Here is a 17,685-nt window from a genome sequence, read left to right as displayed (position 1 = left end):
GATTTTAGATGCAACCAACATCAATCAATGAGATGATAAATCGGCATAACCTAGCTTCCATAAGCTAGCTCAAATAATTTTGAATTTTAAATTTTGAATTTTTAATTATTATGACTCCCCTAGTTGGTATTATCATGGGCAGCGATTCTGATTTGCCCACCATGAAAGACGCGATCGCAGTTTGTGACGAATTTGGTGTTGAGAGCGAAGTGGCGATCGTTTCTGCTCACCGTACCCCAGAACGGATGGTGCAATATGCTCAACTTGCACACCAACGCGGTATTAAGGTGATTATTGCCGGTGCCGGTGGTGCTGCCCATCTGCCTGGAATGGTAGCGTCTTTAACACCACTTCCTGTTATTGGTGTTCCTGTAGTCACCAGGAACTTACAAGGTGTAGATTCTTTGTATTCTATTTTACAAATGCCTGCGGGTATTCCTGTAGCAACAGTGGCGATCGGTAATGCCAAAAATGCCGGACTTTTAGCAGTACAAATACTGGCAACTCAACAACCAGAATTGCTAGAAAAAGTCCAACAATATCGCCAAACCCTATGTGAATCAGTAATTGCAAAGCAAGAAAAGCTAGAACAACTAGGCTATGAGCAATATTTAAAGCAGATGTTTTAGATAATTCGTAATTCGTAATTTGTTAAAAAATATTAACAGTACAGCAAAGGACATAGAAAATAAGCATATCCAATTCCCCATTCCCAATTCCCAATTAAATTCCAACATTGAAGCGATCGCTCCAGAATCAATGCAGCATTCTGAAGTATCTTGATCCTGAGACCTTAGTCGAAAATTTAGAGTGCAACATTCATGTGCCAATTGCTCGGAATGAATTGCAATGTTCCAACGGATATTTGCTTTTCTTTTGAAGGGTTTTCTGCACGGGGAGGAAAAACGGATGATCATAGCGATGGTTGGGGCATTGCTTTCTTTGAAGGGAAGGGATGTCGGATGTTTTTAGATGCCCAACCTTCTGTTGCTTCTCCAGTAGCGGAGTTGGTGCGGAGTTATCCCATCCATTCAACCCATGTCATAGCCCATATCCGTAAAGCTACTCAGGGTGAAGTTGCCTTACACAACTGCCATCCTTTCCGTAGAGAATTGTGGGGTCAGTATTGGGTATTTGCTCACAACGGTAATTTGCCAAATTTTGATCCAGAAAATTTGGGCTTTTATCAAGCTGTAGGTGATACAGATAGTGAAAAAGCATTCTGTATGATGCTAGAAACATTGCGATCGCGCTTTCCCGATGGTAAGCCTGACATCAAGAAACTGTACCCTGTACTAAAACAAATTAGTGATGCAATTGCAAAAATAGGTATATTCAATTACTTATTATCTGATGGAGAACACTTTTTTGCTTATTGTTCAACTAACCTCAGCTACATTGTCCGTCAAGCGCCCTTTGCAGCTGCCCATTTGATCGATCAAGACATGACCGTAGATTTTCGGGAAGTGACTACCGAACGCGATCGCGTTGCTGTCATTGCTACGACTCCCCTCACAGACAACGAAGTTTGGACAAAAATCCAACCGGGAGAATTACTAGTTTTTCAGGATGGGCAGCCCCTGAAAATATGTATTTAGCTAAAAATGCGTCCTGTTGGCGAATTCAAAAATTCACCAAAAATTTTCCCATTTAGATACTTTCTAGATGGGTTTTGTTTTCCATAGTAATATACGGGATACGGGAAACTCAGTCTCTCTAAAGCTGAAAGTGTCAAATCCTCAAGCTTCGTAGAGGTTTTGGTATTGACTACCGTACCCAATCCTTGCAGTAAGATGTTTCTAGCTGGATTTTCAAGTGCTTTGGTTTTAATCTCACCAGGAGAGTCTAGTTAATTGGCTAAACAGCGACTCGACACACTATTAGTAGAGCTAAATTTATGTTCTTCTCGCGCCTTGGCACAAAGGTTAATTCAGGCGGGGGAAGTGACTGTTAATCAGCAGCTAGTTGATAAGCCTGGTACTGAAGTTGATATTTCGGCTCAAATAAATATTAAAGAGCGATCGCCTTTTGTTTCTAGAGGCGGTGAAAAACTCTCCAAAGCTTTGTCAGTATTTGCCATCCCTGTAGCAGAGCGTATTTGTTTAGATGGTGGGATTTCTACAGGTGGTTTTACTGATTGTCTCTTGCAAGCTGGAGCAAAACAAGTTTACGGCATTGATGTCGGTTACGGACAAGTTGACTGGCGGTTGCGAAATGATTCGCGGGTGATTTTGCGAGAACGTACCAATTTACGCCAACTACGACCAGATGAGTTATATAGCGAAAACGATCCGATTCCTGATTTGGCGGTGGTTGATGTATCGTTTATTTCTTTAACTAAGATTCTGCCTGCTTTGTGGCAACTAACTCAAGCTAACCGAGAAGCTGTATTGTTAGTCAAGCCACAGTTTGAAGTCGGCAGATCCCGTGTGGGTAAAAAAGGTGTTGTGCGAGATCCAAACGACCAAGCTGATGCTATTTTCCAGGTGTTACAAGTAGCCCACGGATTAGGATGGAAATATAAAGGCTTAACTTGGTCGCCGATCACTGGCCCGGCTGGGAATATCGAATATCTTTTGTGGTTGGCAATGGAAAGTGAAATACCATTACCTGATTTAGAGGCGATTAAGCAAATAACGCAATCAGCAACAACTGATTTACGGAAAAGTTAAACGTCGTAGATTAGACATTCTACGGAAGCTGGATGGCGATCGCAATAGTTTTCTAAAGAGTTTTTCTTTGCTTTTGCTTGCTGTTGATCGGATTTCTCAGCTTGCAATTCTTCCACAATGTCCCAGGCTACGGCACAATTAGCAGAATCGCTGCCATTTAGCTCACAAGTTGTGCGAGCTTCAGTAATGGCTTCAGTAATAGCTTCTTCAAGATTTGCTGCACCAGCAGTTTCAAATGAGTTTAGGGTAGTTGTCATGATCCTTTCACCTTTAATTTACGCAGATAGATATTAGGGGATAGAGGATAGTTTTTTCTATAACCTTTTCCCTGTAACCTGTTCCCTCAATCTTGCATCCCAAATTCGAAATGTCAGTCAATTGTCAGAAGAGCTTGATAGAAGTTCATAAACACTTGTAAACGGTAACAAATGCTTAATAGAATTTATTTATTCTCAATATTTTATGCCTAGCTCTTGTCGCAAACGATACAGAATTGTATTCTGATCGACTTGAGAGAGAATTTCTTGAATTACACTGCTAGCGCCCAACTGTCCCCAAGTGCAGCCTTTTTCGAGATACACCTGAGCGGCTTTGCCAACGGAGTATGCACCATAACCAGCGATACCAGCTTGAGCGATCGCACTCCCAGCAAAAGCACTAATATTGCTGGGATTGTCAGCACTGGTTATTGCAGCAGTAGTTTTACCTAAGCCCAAAATAAAACTACTACCTAGTTCCCCCAGTAGCAAGCCACCAGAACTAAATAAAATCGTTTTTAAAATTTTTCCGGCTTCATAGCTAGTCATCGGCAAACCATATAATCTAGCTAGAGCGCGAATTAAAGCTAAATCGGCAACAGTTCCGCCAAGGATATCTAAGAAAGCGATGGGATTGAGCATTACTGCCAAAGCTTTGTATTTGGTAAATTGCCAAATGATATTTTCAGCTTCTTGTTCGCGTAAATCGATGGTTTTTTGAGCGATCGCGGTTTCTGCATCCCGTGCTTGGATGAGGGCATTTAAAGCCAGAAGCGATCGCCCTTCCCGATTCAGAATGTTCAGAATTGTTTCTTTGAGTTCGTCTACTTGCGGTGGTGGTGTCTCCCATTCATAACTGACACGCCCATCAGGCCACTCAACCCGCACTTCCATTGCTGCTGGTTCCGCCGCCATCATGACAATTTCATCAGTTAATAGAGGCTTTGCTTCAGGATGCCCAGCACCCAATTGTTGCAAATTTTGGTAAATCGCTCCCCGGTCTGTATCTGGGTAAAGGTCGATTTTGTTAAATACTAAGATCAGGGGTTTTTGCGATCGCCGCAATTCTAGCAATGCCTGATACTCAGTGCGCGTGATATCACCAGACACGACAAACAAAATCAAATCCGCCTGATGCACAACTTCTCGTGCCATATCCGCCCGTGACTCACCCTCAATTTCATCTAATCCTGGGGTATCAATTAACTCTACTAGTACCTTACCTCCTGGCTGCCAACGCACCGAACGGGGCCATTGAGTGACACCATTTAGGGGCCCAGTTTGCAAAATTTTGTCTCCCAGTAAAGCATTTAAAACTGCTGACTTACCGCGACTCACCAAACCAAAAGCGGCAATTCTAATCACGTTAGAGTCCAGCTTGTTGAGTGTAGAGTTCAAAGCTTCCAATTCCGGTTTTAACAAACCTGCCAATTCCGGGTTAGATGACAACTGTCCTGATTTGCGGAGATATCCATACCAAGACAGTGCTTGTCTGAGACTAGCGCGGGCACGATTTAAATGAGTTTCTTGCAGATTTCGCACAAAGTTAGGTTGATTCAAGATTTGACAAACAACAGGCTACATATCCATTTTGATCTAATTTCAAGACTGATAGCCTGTTTTGTCAAATTAAGCAATTGTTCTAATTATTTACACACCTCTTTGTGGAATATCCATTTAGAACATCGGATCGTGTTGATTATCCCAACACTTGCGATCGCGCCAGTTTCTCCCTGTATATTCACATTCAGAGGCATCATCTATCCAAGGAATCGATGTAGAGTAGTGCGAGGTTCCAATGGAAGCGAATAAACTAGCAGTCAATAAGGGCAATAATAAGGATAAAGTTGTCAATGTACAAATTGGTAAAATTATTAAATATCCAGTGAGTAGCACAACGTTAGTATGAGTCCAAAAAACTGTACCTATTTTATTATTTTTTTGGCGAGTTTTTAAGTTAGTTTTTGAATTCGAGAAAAGCATAATGCAACCCTATTAATGCCAATTCGTATAGCAATCCCATTTGATTTTTCAAAGCAAAACTGACTAAGAGCTAGCTAGATATGTTTCTAGTTCTCAGTATATTTGGCAAAAATGAAATAAGAATCCTATATGACTACGGATTTGTACGTAAGAACATTATTGAAGTTATATACTCTGATGTCAAAGGTGCAAGTGGTGACTTGTTAGAAGTTTTAATCTTTGGGCGCTAAAAAATATTTTTGATGAAAATATGTTGAAGTTAGGGCAATAGCTCTTGCGTAAATCCTAGCAAGTCTAACTAATTGAATGATTGTATTGCGATTTTAATTTAGAGATGTATTCAAATGCAGAAAAAAATATCTTTAATCTAAAGTCGGCTGTCGTCGATACTGTAGAAACCACTCATACAACTCTGGATTATTGTATGTCTGCGTCCATGAGTCGTGATCGGCTTCTGGATAAACTGTAAATTTCACATTCCCATCGTGGGCTTTGAGTGCAGAAACCATGATTTCGGACTCGCTTGAGGGAACGACATTATCTTTTGCTCCATGAAATGCCCACACAGGAAGGTTTTTCAGCTTATGTGCTTGGGCTGGATTACCACCGCCACAGATAGGCGCGATCGCAGCAAATCGTTCTGGCTGCGCTGCTGCTAAATGCCAGGTTCCGTAACCACCCATGCTTAAACCGGTCAGGTAAACCCGATCTGGATCAACAGGATAGGATGCAATAACCTCATCCAGAAGGGTGCTTAATCGCTCTATATTCCAATATTCACCGCGCGGACATTGGGGAGAAATGACAATGAAGGGAAAATCTGGCTGTTGTTCTACAACCTTGGCGACACCGTGCTTTTTCACATGATTTAAGTAAGAGCCTCGCTCACCCGAACCGTGTAAAGATACAATTGTTGGTAAAAGTGGCTCTTGTGTTTCGTTGCGGCTCCCATTTGGGTGCAGTCCATTGGGCAAGAATAGTAAGTAATTATAACTGTCGGTAGAAGTAACTTGTTGTTGTAGTGACGGCATAAAATTAAAAATTTTCTTAGTTTAACGTCTACGAATAGCTATTGTATAACTTGGTCGCTGTGTTGCTTCTCGTTGACTCTTAACTAAACGAAAGTCATTATCTATATATATATGCTCTAAAAAAGAAGTAGCTAAGTAAACTTTTTCAAATTTTTTGACAGTATTCCTGTCCATATCTTTTAATAAAAGTTCTGGCTGTAAATCTATGTTTGGTGATGTCTTCTTCAATTTAGATTTAATTGTTGTCGTAAACCATTCGTCTGCACAGTCAATTGTCAACGAAATTTCTCTATTTTTCAATGCTTGGAATATCCCAACATTTTTAATATCCCACTGCTCATCTCTAACTGAATATTTTTGCAACAACATTAAGTCATAAGCTGGTAGTTTGGATGCAATTTTTTTCCAAAAACCAGACTGATGTCCTGGTGCATAACGGGCAATATTTGCATAGTAACCATCATTATGGAAAATTTGGTAAGACTGCTCGTGTATCCTACCAGGTAAAATATCTTGAAAAGGTATAGTAGACCATATTGGTACCCATACTCCCGTAACGATCGCCACTTGATCTGCAACCTTACTAAAGGGATTACGTCGGCTTAACTCTGTAAAATATAGTGCTAATTCATTTTTATAAAATTCTACTTTGGTTTTTAACGGTTCTACATTGCGATTTTTAACAAGTTCTAAAATTTGATTTTTAATTTTTGATGTACTCCAATATATTAATTCTTTGCTACTTGTTACATTTGCCATTAGCCTTTATCCTAAGTAACATTTCCAGATTCTGAGTGCGTCATTAATAGAGCCACTTGAGCAAACAAGACAGATACGAGGACACAAAGAAACAACTCTCCGTGTCCCCGTCTCTCTTCAATAAACGACTACCACCAAACTCGATTTCCATTTTCGTCTACTCGTGCTTGCCGAATTACGTCAGAAATCTCTTCAGCATCTTTAACATGGTGTAGTGCCTTCTTTTCACCGTCGGGTTCATCTACAACGAAGTAAGTCGGGACTGTAATTTTGTCACCTGTAATGTCTGGGACATCATCAACAGCAACCTGTTTAGCCTTTTCTTCAACAGGTTGAGACTCATCAGCAATTCTATCTCCCGGATTTGCGGTTAAGTTTCTTTCTTTGACATTGGGTTCTTCACGAGAATGCCAATCTTCACTTACTGGTTGATTAATTTGATTTTCTTGATTATTCTCAGTCATGGTTTTCAGGTCTTAAACGATGTAGTTTTCCTAATAACATTTTAAAAAAGTGAAGGGATAAAGAGTTCTTTCTCTGGAGAGACTTTGAGGCTAAATTTGAGCGAAACACCTCTTAGGTTAGATATTCGCTCAGATAAATTTACTTCTTTGGTTTAAATTGTGGATATTTTTCTCAATACTTTATAAAATTCCGGGTATTGGCTTTCATGATTTTGATGTACGAATCTCCATCACTTCCCTTTGCGCCAATTGAATCATAGTAAAGTTAATATGGGACTAATTTTTTGAGTAATTGCCCAAACATAGAATTTTAATGCCAAGCATGAATCAAAAATAGATTTTTTCTATTGATTATACAGACCATAGGATGACTTGACTTGCCATTGTTCGCCAGTGCCTTCCAAATACAGCAAATTCCCATAGCTACATGGAATTGCTGCACAATAGCCAGTTATTTGAATTAATGCCTGGGAAAAATCTTGAGAAAATCCTGGACGAGTCAAAGTATATATCGTAGACCATAAATAATCAGTCCTCTTTTCAAGTTTTTTCAACTCTTCCTTAGAAACCAGATTGATCTGAAGATTTGTCATCAATGGAGTTAAAAATGAAGGTTGGTTGTTGATGGATATCCAATTATCGTAAGTCTCTTTTCGGAGATGAGGAAAACCTATAATAGTCATTCCATAAATGCTAATTTCTGGAATACGAAGATTGTCCCAGGAAAGATCGGGCATCAGAGAAGTTTTGGTTATCAGATAATTATTAGATGTTTCACATAAAATATCTCCTTGCATTATTGAATTTTTAATGACAGCAGAAAAAACTTGTGGTTCATGTTGCGAGCGCATAACATCTTTTATCAATTAAATTCTATACATATAATTCCCAACCTATAAGAATAAATATGACAAAGATGACGATCTGATTTTTGATGAGAGCGATCGCACCGTAGTATATTAGTAGACCTCTCTTGGTAAACCGGGTCATGAAAGAAAATTCTTTTACTAATGGCAAAATTCCAGCTAGAATAAAAACGCGCCGGGATTTTTTAACTTACACACTAGGTGGTACAGCTGCATCAGTAGCGATCGCATATCTATTTCCCAAAGTCAGCCAAGGTCGTGAGATCAGCCTAGAAACCCTTTGTTCCCTTTATCCAAAAAATTCGCGCTGTGAAAATTACCTTCCCGGATCTGTTGCACTAGACAAAGACGGTAAGCAAATCGAAACTAATGCACTATTAACAACTGCAAAGTCTGGAATTCCAATTCTCGTAAAAGGCTTGCCAGACAATAGCGTTGATTATCTCATCATTCAAGACGGGCCAAAGATTGCTGAGTATGCTATCAATCCAACTTGTACCCATTTAGGATGTACAGTTGAGTGGGATCTTGAGAAGAATCACTTTATTTGTCCTTGTCATGGATCTCAATATGATTCTCAGGGCCGAGTCCTTCATGGCCCAGCAAAGCGTTCTTTACCACTGCTCACTGTAGTAGTCAAGCAAAATCAAGTTCGTTTAGTTGCTCATAAACCTGCCGTAGATCCTCGTTAACTCACCAGTATCAAATTAGAAATGCCACCATAGTTTTTGAGCAAGTTAGAAATTCTAAAAGACTAACAAAAATTACTGCATAATTTAAATTTGTCGGGTAAGCTGACAACAGCAGTTTTAATCCTCAAAACAATGACCGCAAGTAGTCCCACGATTTTAGCCCTGGACTTTGATGGAGTGATTTGCGACGGACTAATTGAATATTTTGAGGTAGCGTGGCGTACCTACTGTGAAATTTGGTCGCCAGCTAACGACACGCCAGGCGATGATTTAGCTTTGAGATTCTATCGCCTACGCCCCGTAATTGAGACGGGTTGGGAAATGCCCGTTTTAATCAAAGCGCTAGTAGATGGAATTCCTGATGAAAAAATTTTTCATGAATGGTTAAGCATCGCCCCACAACTTTTGTTAAATGACAAGTTACAAGCAAGAGAAATTGCTGCGAAACTAGATAACCAACGTGACGAATGGATTACCACGGATTTAGACGGTTGGCTAAGTCTGCATAGATTTTATCCGGGTGTAGTAGAAAAAATCAAATTAACTCTTGACAGTGGAGTTAAGCTATACATTGTAACCACTAAAGAGGGACGTTTTGTACAGCAGTTGCTCCAACAAGAAGGAGTTAATTTACCGACAGCAGCAATTTTTGGCAAAGAAGTCAAGCGTCCCAAATATGAAATTTTGCGAGAATTAAAACAACAAGCAGAAAACAAGCCAGTTAGTCTCTGGTTTGTAGAAGATAGACTCAAAACATTGCAGTTAGTCCAACAGCAAACAGACCTTGAAGATGTGAAACTGTTCCTTGCAGACTGGGGCTATAACACTCAAGCAGAAAGAGAAGCGGCTCAAAATGATCTGCAAATTCAGGTGTTATCACTGTCTCAGTTTGCCAGAGATTTTTCTGCTTGGCTTTAACTAATTCGTAATTCGTAATGACGCTCGCGGGCTCGCTACCGCTACGCTCTAAGCAAAGCTATGCCGCAGGCTTTACGTAATTCGTAATTTGTAAGTGGTCTAAATCCCAACTTACTTTTATTACGAATTACATTAGCAGGTATTAAAGCGTAATAATCAATTACGAATTATTTTAATTTTTTAGCAAAATGGCAATAGAGCGAGATATTTAAAAGATGTAGATAAATCATAATGAATTACTAAAACTACTAATTTATCACTCCTAATTTATAATTTATTACTTACCTTTATGCTTGATTTAACAAAACTGGCGCGACAAATGCAGGGCTTAAGTCAGCATCTTACCTTAGAAGCTGCTGCCAGTCGCCAGCGTTTAGAATTGGCACAACAACATCTAAAAAATGCTTATGAGTCTCAACAAGACCTAATAGATCGCCAAGAAAAATGGCGCGATCGCATTTTATTTGCTAATGCTACCCCAATTGAGCCGCTAGAAACCTCCATCGATATCTCAGTTCCGCCAAAAATTCATACTGTAATTGCTACCGATGGTTCCCAAATTGCCCCCAACCATCACGAAATTGCTTACTGTTATCTCCTCAATATTGGCAGAGTCGTCTTACACTACGGACAAAACCGCCATCCGCTACTCGATAGTTTGCCAGAAGTATTTTACCGCCCAGAAGATTTATATATGTCTCGGCAGTGGGGAATTAGAACCGAAGAATGGATGAGTTTCCGCCGCACTGCATCAGAAACAACGGTTTTAGCAGAACTTGCATGTGCAGCTAAAGGGGAAGCACCAGCATTGGCGATGGTAGATGGTTCTTTAATTTACTGGTTTTTAGAACAGTTACCGATGGAGGCGCGCGATCGCATTTTACCCCCGATCCTGGAAGCTTGGCAGCAAATGCGTGATGCTCAAATTCCCCTGATGGGTTATCTTAGCGCCTCTCGCAGCATTGAAACAATGAACTTTTTACGATTGTTGGCTTGTCCTCATCCAGTGCCAGACTGTAAAAGTCATTGCCCAAATCAGCTAGAAAAAGTACCTTGTAAAATTTTTGAACAGTTGCGAGATACTTCTGTTTGGGCAACCCGACTCAAACCAGGACAACGTAGTACCCTTTGGCGGAGTAATTCCCCAATTCTCGAACTCTACGGCGATCAAACCATTTATTTTTGCTATGTCCACGTTGGCACTGAAATCGCCCGAATCGAAGTTCCAGCATGGGTAGCGGAGAATGCAACCATGCTAGAGCAAGCATTAGGACTCATGCTAGCACAAGTACAAAAAGGATATGGCTATCCAGTAGCGATCGCCGAAGCGCATAATCAAGCAGTGGTAAAAGGCGGGGATAGAGCGCGTTTCTTTGCCCTCCTAGAACAACAAATGATTAAAGCTGGCTTAAAAAATGTCGGGACTTCCTACAAAGAAGCCAGAAAGCGTGGGAGTATTGCTTAATAATTACTCGCAATTTAAGCAAATTAACTTTTTCTTAAAAACTTTATTTTTATATATTTAAATCAATATTGGAGTTAGGTTAAATAACAAAAAACAACTAAAATATTCCTGGTTGTATTAAGTTCAAAAATCCTCAACCTAACTCCAATACTTTTTTCATGCTGATAGAAAATTATTAAGCGAGTACTCACTGTTTAAGGATGAGAACATATTAAACCATTAATTAATTTACATAACATTTATTATCGGAATTTAAAATATAAATGTTTACTTTATAGTTTTTTTGGGAAACCTATATTTAACAGAGAGTGAAGTTAATAGCAGTTAGCCTACTTAGGATAAAACAAGCTATATTTCTTTACCGTAATATTCAGTTGATTACGTCTATATTTAAATTCAATTTTATGGAGAAATGCTTAGTAGCACCGTGGCTCATTAGTAGATATCGTTTATTACGTAAAAGTAGAGTTCTGATTTTAGTGGTAATCATAACCCTACTAAGTCCAGGCTGTGCTGGAAAAATATCTGAAAATAATCAGCCTATTGTCGATAGTGTTTCAGCCAATAATAAACAAAACTTATCGACTTTAAAAATTGGGGTGCTACCTATCCAAAATCGGACAGAGCAAGAACGAATGATTAAACCCCTAAAAGAATACCTGGAGCAATCCCTTGGGCGACGGGTTGATACTAAATCACAGATAGTAGGGGTGCAAGGGAGACATAAAAAACTAGAGATCGAGAAAGTACAAGATGCGATCGCAAGTTCAGTAGATTTCCAGATTGCTAAGGATTACGAGCAAATCATTGACTGGCTGATTCAAGATAAGCTAGACATGGCTTATCTTGGTCCTGTAAGCTATCTTGAAGCAGTAGACAGGGGTGCTAAAGTTGAACCATTAGTTGCTCCCATCGATAAATATACGGGACAACCCTGGTATCGTGCCTGTATCATTGTGCAACAAGACAGTCCCATCAAAACCTTAAAAGACCTCAAAGGTAAGCGGATAGCCTTTGTGGACAAATTATCAACCTCTGGCTATTTGATACCACTAGCAAGTTTCAAAAAACTAGATATTGATTATAATCAAGATTTTTCTCAAGTCATTTATGCTGGTAGCCATAGCAAAAGCATTATTGCACTACAAGATGATATTGTTGATGCCGCAGCAACTAATATTCCTTCTTACATAAAGTGGCAAAAAAGCAGCAAGCTAACACCCAAAAAATTTAAAATACTATGGGAATCTGTCCCCATACCCAATTCCCTAATAGTAGTGTCTAAAAAACTGCCACCAGAGTTAATCCAGCGACTAAAGCAGGCTTTTATTAGTAGCCCAGAAGGACTTGAGGATATTATCGGAACTGAGTCAGCCGGATACACTCTTGTAAGCCCTTCAGATTACGCCCCTATTGAGCAACTCCGTAAATATCTCAACTTAATTTCTGTTCCGGCAAAATGAAAATCTCCACAAAGTTTTTTACAGGTTCAGTTGTATCTGTCGGACTGATAGTAGCTCTTCTTGTTGGTAATACTGTAGCTGTCCAACAGATCAAGCAGACTATCCGTGAAAAAAGCAATCAAACCACCGAAACTCTCAAAGTTACTCTAACTGCGGAAAATGCCTTGAAATCTGAAATTATTGAACTCAAAGATATTGTCTTACTGAGGACTCAAGACACAGGAATGGTCAAGTCTTCCAAACAGTTTCTGGACTCCCTCGATAAATTAGAACGCTTGATGCCAGATGCTACAGAAATTTCAGTGATTCGTCGCCGTCACCAATTTCTTACCCAGTTGGCAAATCAATTAATGCAGTGGGATTCCAGCGACACTTCTTTAGCAGATTCCCAGCAGTATTTTAGAGCTATAAATTCTTTTGACAGAGACATTGAGTTATTTCTCAGTCAGCTAATTGAACGTGCTAATCAGCAGAGCCTATTGGTAGAAAATGAATTAGAAAACCTATATCAAGTGCAGAGAATTATCTCCTTCGTAGTTGTACAAGTTATTGTAATTCTATTGATTGGAAAATTTATAGTGATTTGGCATCCAATCATCAAGTCTTTGCAAAAATTACAAGCAGGAACCGCAGAAATTGCAGATGGAAACCTAAATTACCGTCTCGATATTCAGACCGGGGATGAAGTAGAAGACCTTGCTAAGTCATTTAACTACATGTCACTGAAGCTAGCTGAATCTCGTGAAACGCTAATGAAAAATACTGAATTAATCCAAATGAACCAACGCCTAGAGTTAGAAATTTCTGAACGCAAACAGGTAGAATCCGAACTCCAGAAAGCCCTACAAGAACTCAAAAGTACTCAAGCCCAACTGATTCAAACTGAGAAAATGTCTAGTCTGGGTCAGCTTGTGGCAGGGGTTGCACATGAAATTAATAACCCCGTTAACTTTATCTCTGGCAATATCGTTCATGCTAGCGAATATACTCAACAACTGTTAGAACTTGTACGTCTCTATCAGAAAGAATTCCCAAATTATGGACATAAGATTCAGGAAAAGATTGAAGACATTGATTTAGAATTTATGCTAGATGACCTGCCTAAAATCCTCAACTCGATGAAAATGGGATCTAAACGAATTCAGCAAATTGTCTTATCTTTACGCACCTTTTCCCATTTAGATGAAGCAGACATGAAAGAGGTTGATATTCATGAAGGTATTGATAGTACACTGCTGATTTTGCAAAATCGATTGAAAGCCAAACCAGAGCATCCTAAAATTGAAATCATCAAAGAGTATGGCAAGCTACCTCTGGTAGAGTGCTATGCAGGACAATTAAATCAAGTGTTTATGAACGTGATTAATAATGCGATCGATGCTCTTGATATGTGCAATGCTAAACTTTCTCCGCAAGAGATTGAGAGCAATCCTAGTAAGATTATAATTAGTACTAAAGTTGTTAGCGATAACCGAGTAGTAGTAAGAATTGTAGATAATGGTCCAGGTATGACCCAAGAGGTTAAAAAGAAACTATTTGATCCATTTTTTACCACTAAGCCTGTGGGTCAAGGAACAGGTTTAGGCTTATCTATTAGTTACCAAATTGTCGTACAGAAACACTCAGGAGTACTACAGTGTGAATCAGAAATAGGCAAAGGAACCGAATTTTGGATTGAGATTCCTTTGCATCAAGTGGCAATACCAGTAGCCTCTAACGGATTAAAATTGTCCAATGATTCGCAAACCTTAGAAATCCAGATAAATTAATTAATAACTGTTGACAGCCTCTTGAAAATTATGAGTAAATTTGATGATGCTAAGTTTAAGAAATAAATTCAGAATGTAGCTTGATATTCGTATATCATAATTTAGCATATCAAATAGTAGTATAAATTGTTTTTATTAAAATTTTATCCTTAAAGAATGCAACACTATACGCACTTTGCAGTAAGATGATTTGCCTTATTTATCTAAAGTACAATCCTCATACTCAAATCCAACCACTTCGACTGAGTAATTGGCGCACTGCTAGAAATATAGTCAACACCAGTCTCTGCCACACCACGAATCGTCTCTAAAGTCACATTCCCCGAAGCCTCTATTTTCACCCGACTATCCTGCTGGCGAATCAACTGCACCGCCTCACGCATCATATCCACAGGCATATTGTCTAACATAATAATGTCAACGTCGTGCTGCAAAGCTTCTTTCACCTGCTCTAAACTTTCAGTCTCTACCTCTATTGTCAAGGGATAAGGTATTTGAGAACGAATACGGGTAACAGCTTTTTCAATTCCCCCTGCCGCTGCAATGTGATTATCCTTAATCATTACTGCATCATCCAACCCCATACGGTGATTAATCGCTCCACCCACAGCAGTCGCATACTTTTCCAACAGTCTCAACCCTGGTGTAGTTTTACGCGTATCTACCAACTGAGCAGGCAAATCAGCAATTTTCTCTACATATATATTAGTGAGCGTAGCAATCCCACTCAACCGCATAGCCAAATTGAGAGCAACTCGTTCCCCCATAAGTAGCGCATCTAGCGAACCATCAATTTCAGCTACCACCTGTCCTGGCTCACACCATGTACCTTCAGCTACAACCGCCGTAAAGCTGACTTTTTCATTCAAAATCTGAAACACCCGAGCTGCAATTGGTAAGCCAGCAGTTATCCCTGAAGCTTTAGCTATCCATTTAGCTGAACCTAGCGTCACATCTTCTACTAGTAACGTATTTGTTGTGCGATCGCCCCGGCCAATATCCTCCAACAACCAGCCACGCAAAAGAGGATCTAAAACTAGCCAAGGCGGTAAAACACCAGAACTGCTCACAAATGTATTGCTTCCTTAGTAACTTCCAGGAATACTATAGCTTAAAACTCTTACAGTCTAAGGCTTTGATGCCGATAGAAAAACAGTCCAAAAGAATTTTGGAAAAATAGTTGACACAAGGAGAAGTGTTCGCTATATTGAATAAGTGCCTGAAGCGGAGAGCTTAAAAGCGACCTGCAAAAAGGGATACCGAACCTTGAAAATATTATAGTTTGAAAGCAATTATACAGCAAGTGTATTGCGTCAAGAAAATAAAGATAACTAAGCTGAAGTTAAAAAAGAGCAGCTAAATTGAGCTATAAAGCTTTCCAATTCAAAACGGAGAGTTTGATCCTGGCTCAGGATGAACGCTGGCGGTATGCTTAACACATGCAAGTCGAACGGTGTCTTCGGACACAGTGGCGGACGGGTGAGTAACGCGTGAGAATCTGGCTCTAGGTCTGGGACAACCACTGGAAACGGTGGCTAATACCGGATGTGCCGAGAGGTGAAAGGTTAACTGCCTAGAGATGAGCTCGCGTCTGATTAGCTAGTAGGTAGTGTAATGGACTACCTAGGCGACGATCAGTAGCTGGTTTGAGAAGACGATCAGCCACACTGGGACTGAGACACGGCCCAGACTCCTACGGGAGGCAGCAGTGGGGAATTTTCCGCAATGGGCGAAAGCCTGACGGAGCAATACCGCGTGAGGGAGGAAGGCTCTTGGGTCGTAAACCTCTTTTCTCAGGGAAGAACACAATGACGGTACCTGAGGAATAAGCATCGGCTAACTCCGTGCCAGCAGCCGCGGTAATACGGAGGATGCAAGCGTTATCCGGAATGATTGGGCGTAAAGCGTCCGCAGGTGGCAATGTAAGTCTGCTGTTAAAGAGTCTAGCTCAACTAGATACAAGCAGTGGAAACTACATAGCTAGAGTACGTTCGGGGCAGAGGGAATTCCTGGTGTAGCGGTGAAATGCGTAGAGATCAGGAAGAACACCGGTGGCGAAGGCGCTCTGCTAGGCCGTAACTGACACTGAGGGACGAAAGCTAGGGGAGCGAATGGGATTAGATACCCCAGTAGTCCTAGCCGTAAACGATGGATACTAGGCGTGGCTTGTATCGACCCGAGCCGTGCCGTAGCTAACGCGTTAAGTATCCCGCCTGGGGAGTACGCCGGCAACGGTGAAACTCAAAGGAATTGACGGGGGCCCGCACAAGCGGTGGAGTATGTGGTTTAATTCGATGCAACGCGAAGAACCTTACCAAGGCTTGACATGTCGCGAATCCTGGTGAAAGCCGGGAGTGCCTTCGGGAGCGCGAACACAGGTGGTGCATGGCTGTCGTCAGCTCGTGTCGTGAGATGTTGGGTTAAGTCCCGCAACGAGCGCAACCCTCGTTTTTAGTTGCCAGCATTAAGTTGGGCACTCTAGAGAGACTGCCGGTGACAAACCGGAGGAAGGTGGGGATGACGTCAAGTCAGCATGCCCCTTACGCCTTGGGCTACACACGTACTACAATGCTCCGGACAGAGGGCAGCAAGCATGCGAATGCAAGCAAATCCCGTAAACCGGAGCTCAGTTCAGATCGCAGGCTGCAACTCGCCTGCGTGAAGGAGGAATCGCTAGTAATTGCAGGTCAGCATACTGCAGTGAATTCGTTCCCGGGCCTTGTACACACCGCCCGTCACACCATGGAAGCTGGTAGTGCCCGAAGTCATTACTCCAACCTTTCGGGGAGGAGGATGCCTAAGGCAGGACTGGTGACTGGGGTGAAGTCGTAACAAGGTAGCCGTACCGGAAGGTGTGGCTGGATCACCTCCTTTTTAGGGAGACCTATACCCCTTACATATCGAAAAACACACAGTTAAATAGATAGTAAGTTGGTCTAACCTAGGTCGGTCGCAGACATGTGCAAAATGTAAAAAGCTTTCAAACTATGATTTGGTTCTTTTAGGGGCTATTAGCTCAGGTGGTTAGAGCGCACCCCTGATAAGGGTGAGGTCCCTGGTTCGAGTCCAGGATGGCCCACCTGAATCAATTAAAAATGCAAAATTAAAAATGAAAATGAAATAAATTTTTAATTTTTAATTATCAATTTTTAATTGTATCTGGGGGTTTAGCTCAGTTGGTAGAGCGCCTGCTTTGCAAGCAGGATGTCAGCGGTTCGAGTCCGCTAACCTCCACCTGTGGTGATTGCCATTGATAAAATATATTGAGAGTTCAGCAACATGACATGACTTTAGTGTCAGACTGCTGAGTTGTATCTCAGCCAGAACCTTGAAAACTGCATAGAAA

At 40.8% G+C, this 17,685-nt stretch carries 17 protein-coding genes, 2 tRNA genes and 1 rRNA gene; 12 read left to right on the top strand and 8 right to left on the bottom strand.

Annotated elements, in window-relative coordinates; all coding sequences use genetic code 11:
• The first annotated feature begins 110 nt into the window (after window positions 1–110).
• The 4 genes from purE (at window position 111) to NPUN_RS26650 (ending at window position 2,672) form a co-directional block, all read left to right on the top strand.
• Window positions 111–629, top strand: a complete 519-nt coding sequence (gene purE / locus NPUN_RS26660; protein ID WP_012411544.1) for a 5-(carboxyamino)imidazole ribonucleotide mutase — start codon at window positions 111–113, stop codon at window positions 627–629.
• A gap of 19 nt (window positions 630–648) precedes the next feature.
• Window positions 649–783, top strand: a complete 135-nt coding sequence (locus NPUN_RS44260) for a hypothetical protein (protein ID WP_272913935.1) — start codon at window positions 649–651, stop codon at window positions 781–783.
• Window positions 784–821: 38 nt separating this feature from the next.
• Entirely contained in the window at window positions 822–1,598 is a 777-nt protein-coding gene (locus NPUN_RS26655) for a class II glutamine amidotransferase (protein WP_012411543.1), read from the top strand.
• Window positions 1,599–1,853: 255 nt separating this feature from the next.
• Entirely contained in the window at window positions 1,854–2,672 is an 819-nt protein-coding gene (locus tag NPUN_RS26650) for a TlyA family RNA methyltransferase (RefSeq protein WP_012411542.1), read from the top strand.
• Here the strand turns inward: NPUN_RS26650 and NPUN_RS26645 are convergent.
• The 7 genes from NPUN_RS26645 to NPUN_RS26620 all read right to left on the bottom strand — a co-directional run bounded on the left by NPUN_RS26645 (window position 2,669) and on the right by NPUN_RS26620 (window position 7,903).
• Window positions 2,669–2,929 carry a Calvin cycle protein CP12 gene (locus NPUN_RS26645; RefSeq protein WP_012411541.1) on the bottom strand — a complete coding sequence of 87 codons (261 nt, stop codon included), beginning with the start codon at window positions 2,927–2,929 and terminating at the stop codon, window positions 2,669–2,671. The genes NPUN_RS26650 and NPUN_RS26645 overlap by 4 nt on opposite strands.
• A 195-nt stretch (window positions 2,930–3,124) precedes the next feature.
• A complete protein-coding gene (locus NPUN_RS26640; RefSeq protein ID WP_012411540.1) occupies window positions 3,125–4,471 on the bottom strand; it encodes a GTP-binding protein in 1,347 nt (448 codons plus the stop codon).
• A 135-nt stretch (window positions 4,472–4,606) separates the two neighbouring features.
• Window positions 4,607–4,912 carry a hypothetical protein gene (locus NPUN_RS41020; protein WP_148220359.1) on the bottom strand — a complete coding sequence of 102 codons (306 nt, stop codon included), beginning with the start codon at window positions 4,910–4,912 and terminating at the stop codon, window positions 4,607–4,609.
• A gap of 362 nt (window positions 4,913–5,274) precedes the next feature.
• Window positions 5,275–5,943 (bottom strand): carboxylesterase family protein, encoded by a 669-nt coding sequence (locus tag NPUN_RS26635; RefSeq protein WP_012411539.1) that lies wholly within the window; start codon window positions 5,941–5,943, stop codon window positions 5,275–5,277.
• A gap of 21 nt (window positions 5,944–5,964) precedes the next feature.
• On the bottom strand, window positions 5,965–6,702 hold the full coding sequence (locus tag NPUN_RS26630) for a hypothetical protein (protein WP_012411538.1): 738 nt from the start codon (window positions 6,700–6,702) through the stop codon (window positions 5,965–5,967).
• A 128-nt stretch (window positions 6,703–6,830) separates the two neighbouring features.
• Window positions 6,831–7,166, bottom strand: coding sequence for a hypothetical protein (locus NPUN_RS26625; RefSeq protein ID WP_012411537.1), 336 nt, complete (start codon window positions 7,164–7,166; stop codon window positions 6,831–6,833).
• A gap of 344 nt (window positions 7,167–7,510) precedes the next feature.
• Entirely contained in the window at window positions 7,511–7,903 is a 393-nt protein-coding gene (locus NPUN_RS26620; RefSeq protein ID WP_167315662.1) for a hypothetical protein, read from the bottom strand.
• Window positions 7,904–8,154: 251 nt separating this feature from the next.
• Between NPUN_RS26620 and NPUN_RS44255 the strand changes: the two genes are divergently transcribed.
• The 5 genes from NPUN_RS44255 to NPUN_RS26595 all read left to right on the top strand — a co-directional run bounded on the left by NPUN_RS44255 (window position 8,155) and on the right by NPUN_RS26595 (window position 14,339).
• Window positions 8,155–8,724: a Rieske 2Fe-2S domain-containing protein gene (locus NPUN_RS44255; RefSeq protein ID WP_012411535.1), complete on the top strand. Its 570-nt coding sequence runs from the start codon at window positions 8,155–8,157 to the stop codon at window positions 8,722–8,724.
• A gap of 132 nt (window positions 8,725–8,856) precedes the next feature.
• Window positions 8,857–9,642: an HAD family hydrolase gene (locus NPUN_RS26610; RefSeq protein ID WP_012411534.1), complete on the top strand. Its 786-nt coding sequence runs from the start codon at window positions 8,857–8,859 to the stop codon at window positions 9,640–9,642.
• A 289-nt stretch (window positions 9,643–9,931) separates the two neighbouring features.
• Entirely contained in the window at window positions 9,932–11,107 is a 1,176-nt protein-coding gene (locus tag NPUN_RS26605) for a DNA double-strand break repair nuclease NurA (RefSeq protein ID WP_012411533.1), read from the top strand.
• Between the two features lie 404 nt (window positions 11,108–11,511).
• The gene (locus tag NPUN_RS26600; protein ID WP_012411532.1) at window positions 11,512–12,570 is read left to right on the top strand and encodes a phosphate/phosphite/phosphonate ABC transporter substrate-binding protein; all 1,059 of its coding nucleotides are present in this window, start codon (window positions 11,512–11,514) and stop codon (window positions 12,568–12,570) included.
• A complete protein-coding gene (locus NPUN_RS26595) occupies window positions 12,567–14,339 on the top strand; it encodes an ATP-binding protein (protein WP_012411531.1) in 1,773 nt (590 codons plus the stop codon). The genes NPUN_RS26600 and NPUN_RS26595 overlap by 4 nt, the downstream gene beginning before the upstream one ends.
• 203 nt (window positions 14,340–14,542) lie before the next feature.
• Here the strand turns inward: NPUN_RS26595 and nadC are convergent, their stop codons facing one another.
• Entirely contained in the window at window positions 14,543–15,409 is an 867-nt protein-coding gene (nadC, locus tag NPUN_RS26590; RefSeq protein ID WP_012411530.1) for a carboxylating nicotinate-nucleotide diphosphorylase, read from the bottom strand.
• A 315-nt stretch (window positions 15,410–15,724) separates the two neighbouring features.
• On the opposite strand from nadC, the gene NPUN_RS26585 reads away from it, so the two are divergent.
• The 3 genes from NPUN_RS26585 (at window position 15,725) to NPUN_RS26575 (ending at window position 17,573) form a co-directional block, all read left to right on the top strand.
• Window positions 15,725–17,213, top strand: a 16S ribosomal RNA gene (locus NPUN_RS26585).
• A gap of 131 nt (window positions 17,214–17,344) precedes the next feature.
• Window positions 17,345–17,418, top strand: a tRNA-Ile gene (locus tag NPUN_RS26580).
• 82 nt (window positions 17,419–17,500) lie between these two features.
• Window positions 17,501–17,573: transfer RNA gene (locus NPUN_RS26575), tRNA-Ala, on the top strand.
• Window positions 17,574–17,685 lie beyond the last annotated feature (112 nt).

The sequence above is a fragment of the Nostoc punctiforme PCC 73102 genome (assembly GCF_000020025.1).
GTDB lineage: Bacteria > Cyanobacteriota > Cyanobacteriia > Cyanobacteriales > Nostocaceae > Nostoc > Nostoc punctiforme.
The sequence above is the reverse complement of the archived record's forward strand: the minus strand, read 5'-3'. Positions and strand labels throughout refer to the sequence as shown.

Bases quoted from the DNA above. Each gene is read 5' to 3' on its own strand.
- NPUN_RS26635 (WP_012411539.1), bottom strand. From the start codon at position 5,943: ATGCCGTCACTACAACAACAAGTTACTTCTACCGACAGTTATAATTAC.
- NPUN_RS26630 (WP_012411538.1), bottom strand. From the start codon at position 6,702: ATGGCAAATGTAACAAGTAGCAAAGAATTAATATATTGGAGTACATCA.
- NPUN_RS26600 (WP_012411532.1), top strand. From the start codon at position 11,512: ATGGAGAAATGCTTAGTAGCACCGTGGCTCATTAGTAGATATCGTTTA.
- NPUN_RS41020 (WP_148220359.1), bottom strand. From the start codon at position 4,912: ATGCTTTTCTCGAATTCAAAAACTAACTTAAAAACTCGCCAAAAAAAT.
- NPUN_RS26605 (WP_012411533.1), top strand. From the start codon at position 9,932: ATGCTTGATTTAACAAAACTGGCGCGACAAATGCAGGGCTTAAGTCAG.
- purE (WP_012411544.1), top strand. From the start codon at position 111: ATGACTCCCCTAGTTGGTATTATCATGGGCAGCGATTCTGATTTGCCC.
- NPUN_RS26645 (WP_012411541.1), bottom strand. From the start codon at position 2,929: ATGACAACTACCCTAAACTCATTTGAAACTGCTGGTGCAGCAAATCTT.
- NPUN_RS26620 (WP_167315662.1), bottom strand. From the start codon at position 7,903: ATGCCCGATCTTTCCTGGGACAATCTTCGTATTCCAGAAATTAGCATT.
- NPUN_RS44255 (WP_012411535.1), top strand. From the start codon at position 8,155: ATGAAAGAAAATTCTTTTACTAATGGCAAAATTCCAGCTAGAATAAAA.
- NPUN_RS26655 (WP_012411543.1), top strand. From the start codon at position 822: ATGTGCCAATTGCTCGGAATGAATTGCAATGTTCCAACGGATATTTGC.
- NPUN_RS26625 (WP_012411537.1), bottom strand. From the start codon at position 7,166: ATGACTGAGAATAATCAAGAAAATCAAATTAATCAACCAGTAAGTGAA.
- NPUN_RS26595 (WP_012411531.1), top strand. From the start codon at position 12,567: ATGAAAATCTCCACAAAGTTTTTTACAGGTTCAGTTGTATCTGTCGGA.
- NPUN_RS26610 (WP_012411534.1), top strand. From the start codon at position 8,857: ATGACCGCAAGTAGTCCCACGATTTTAGCCCTGGACTTTGATGGAGTG.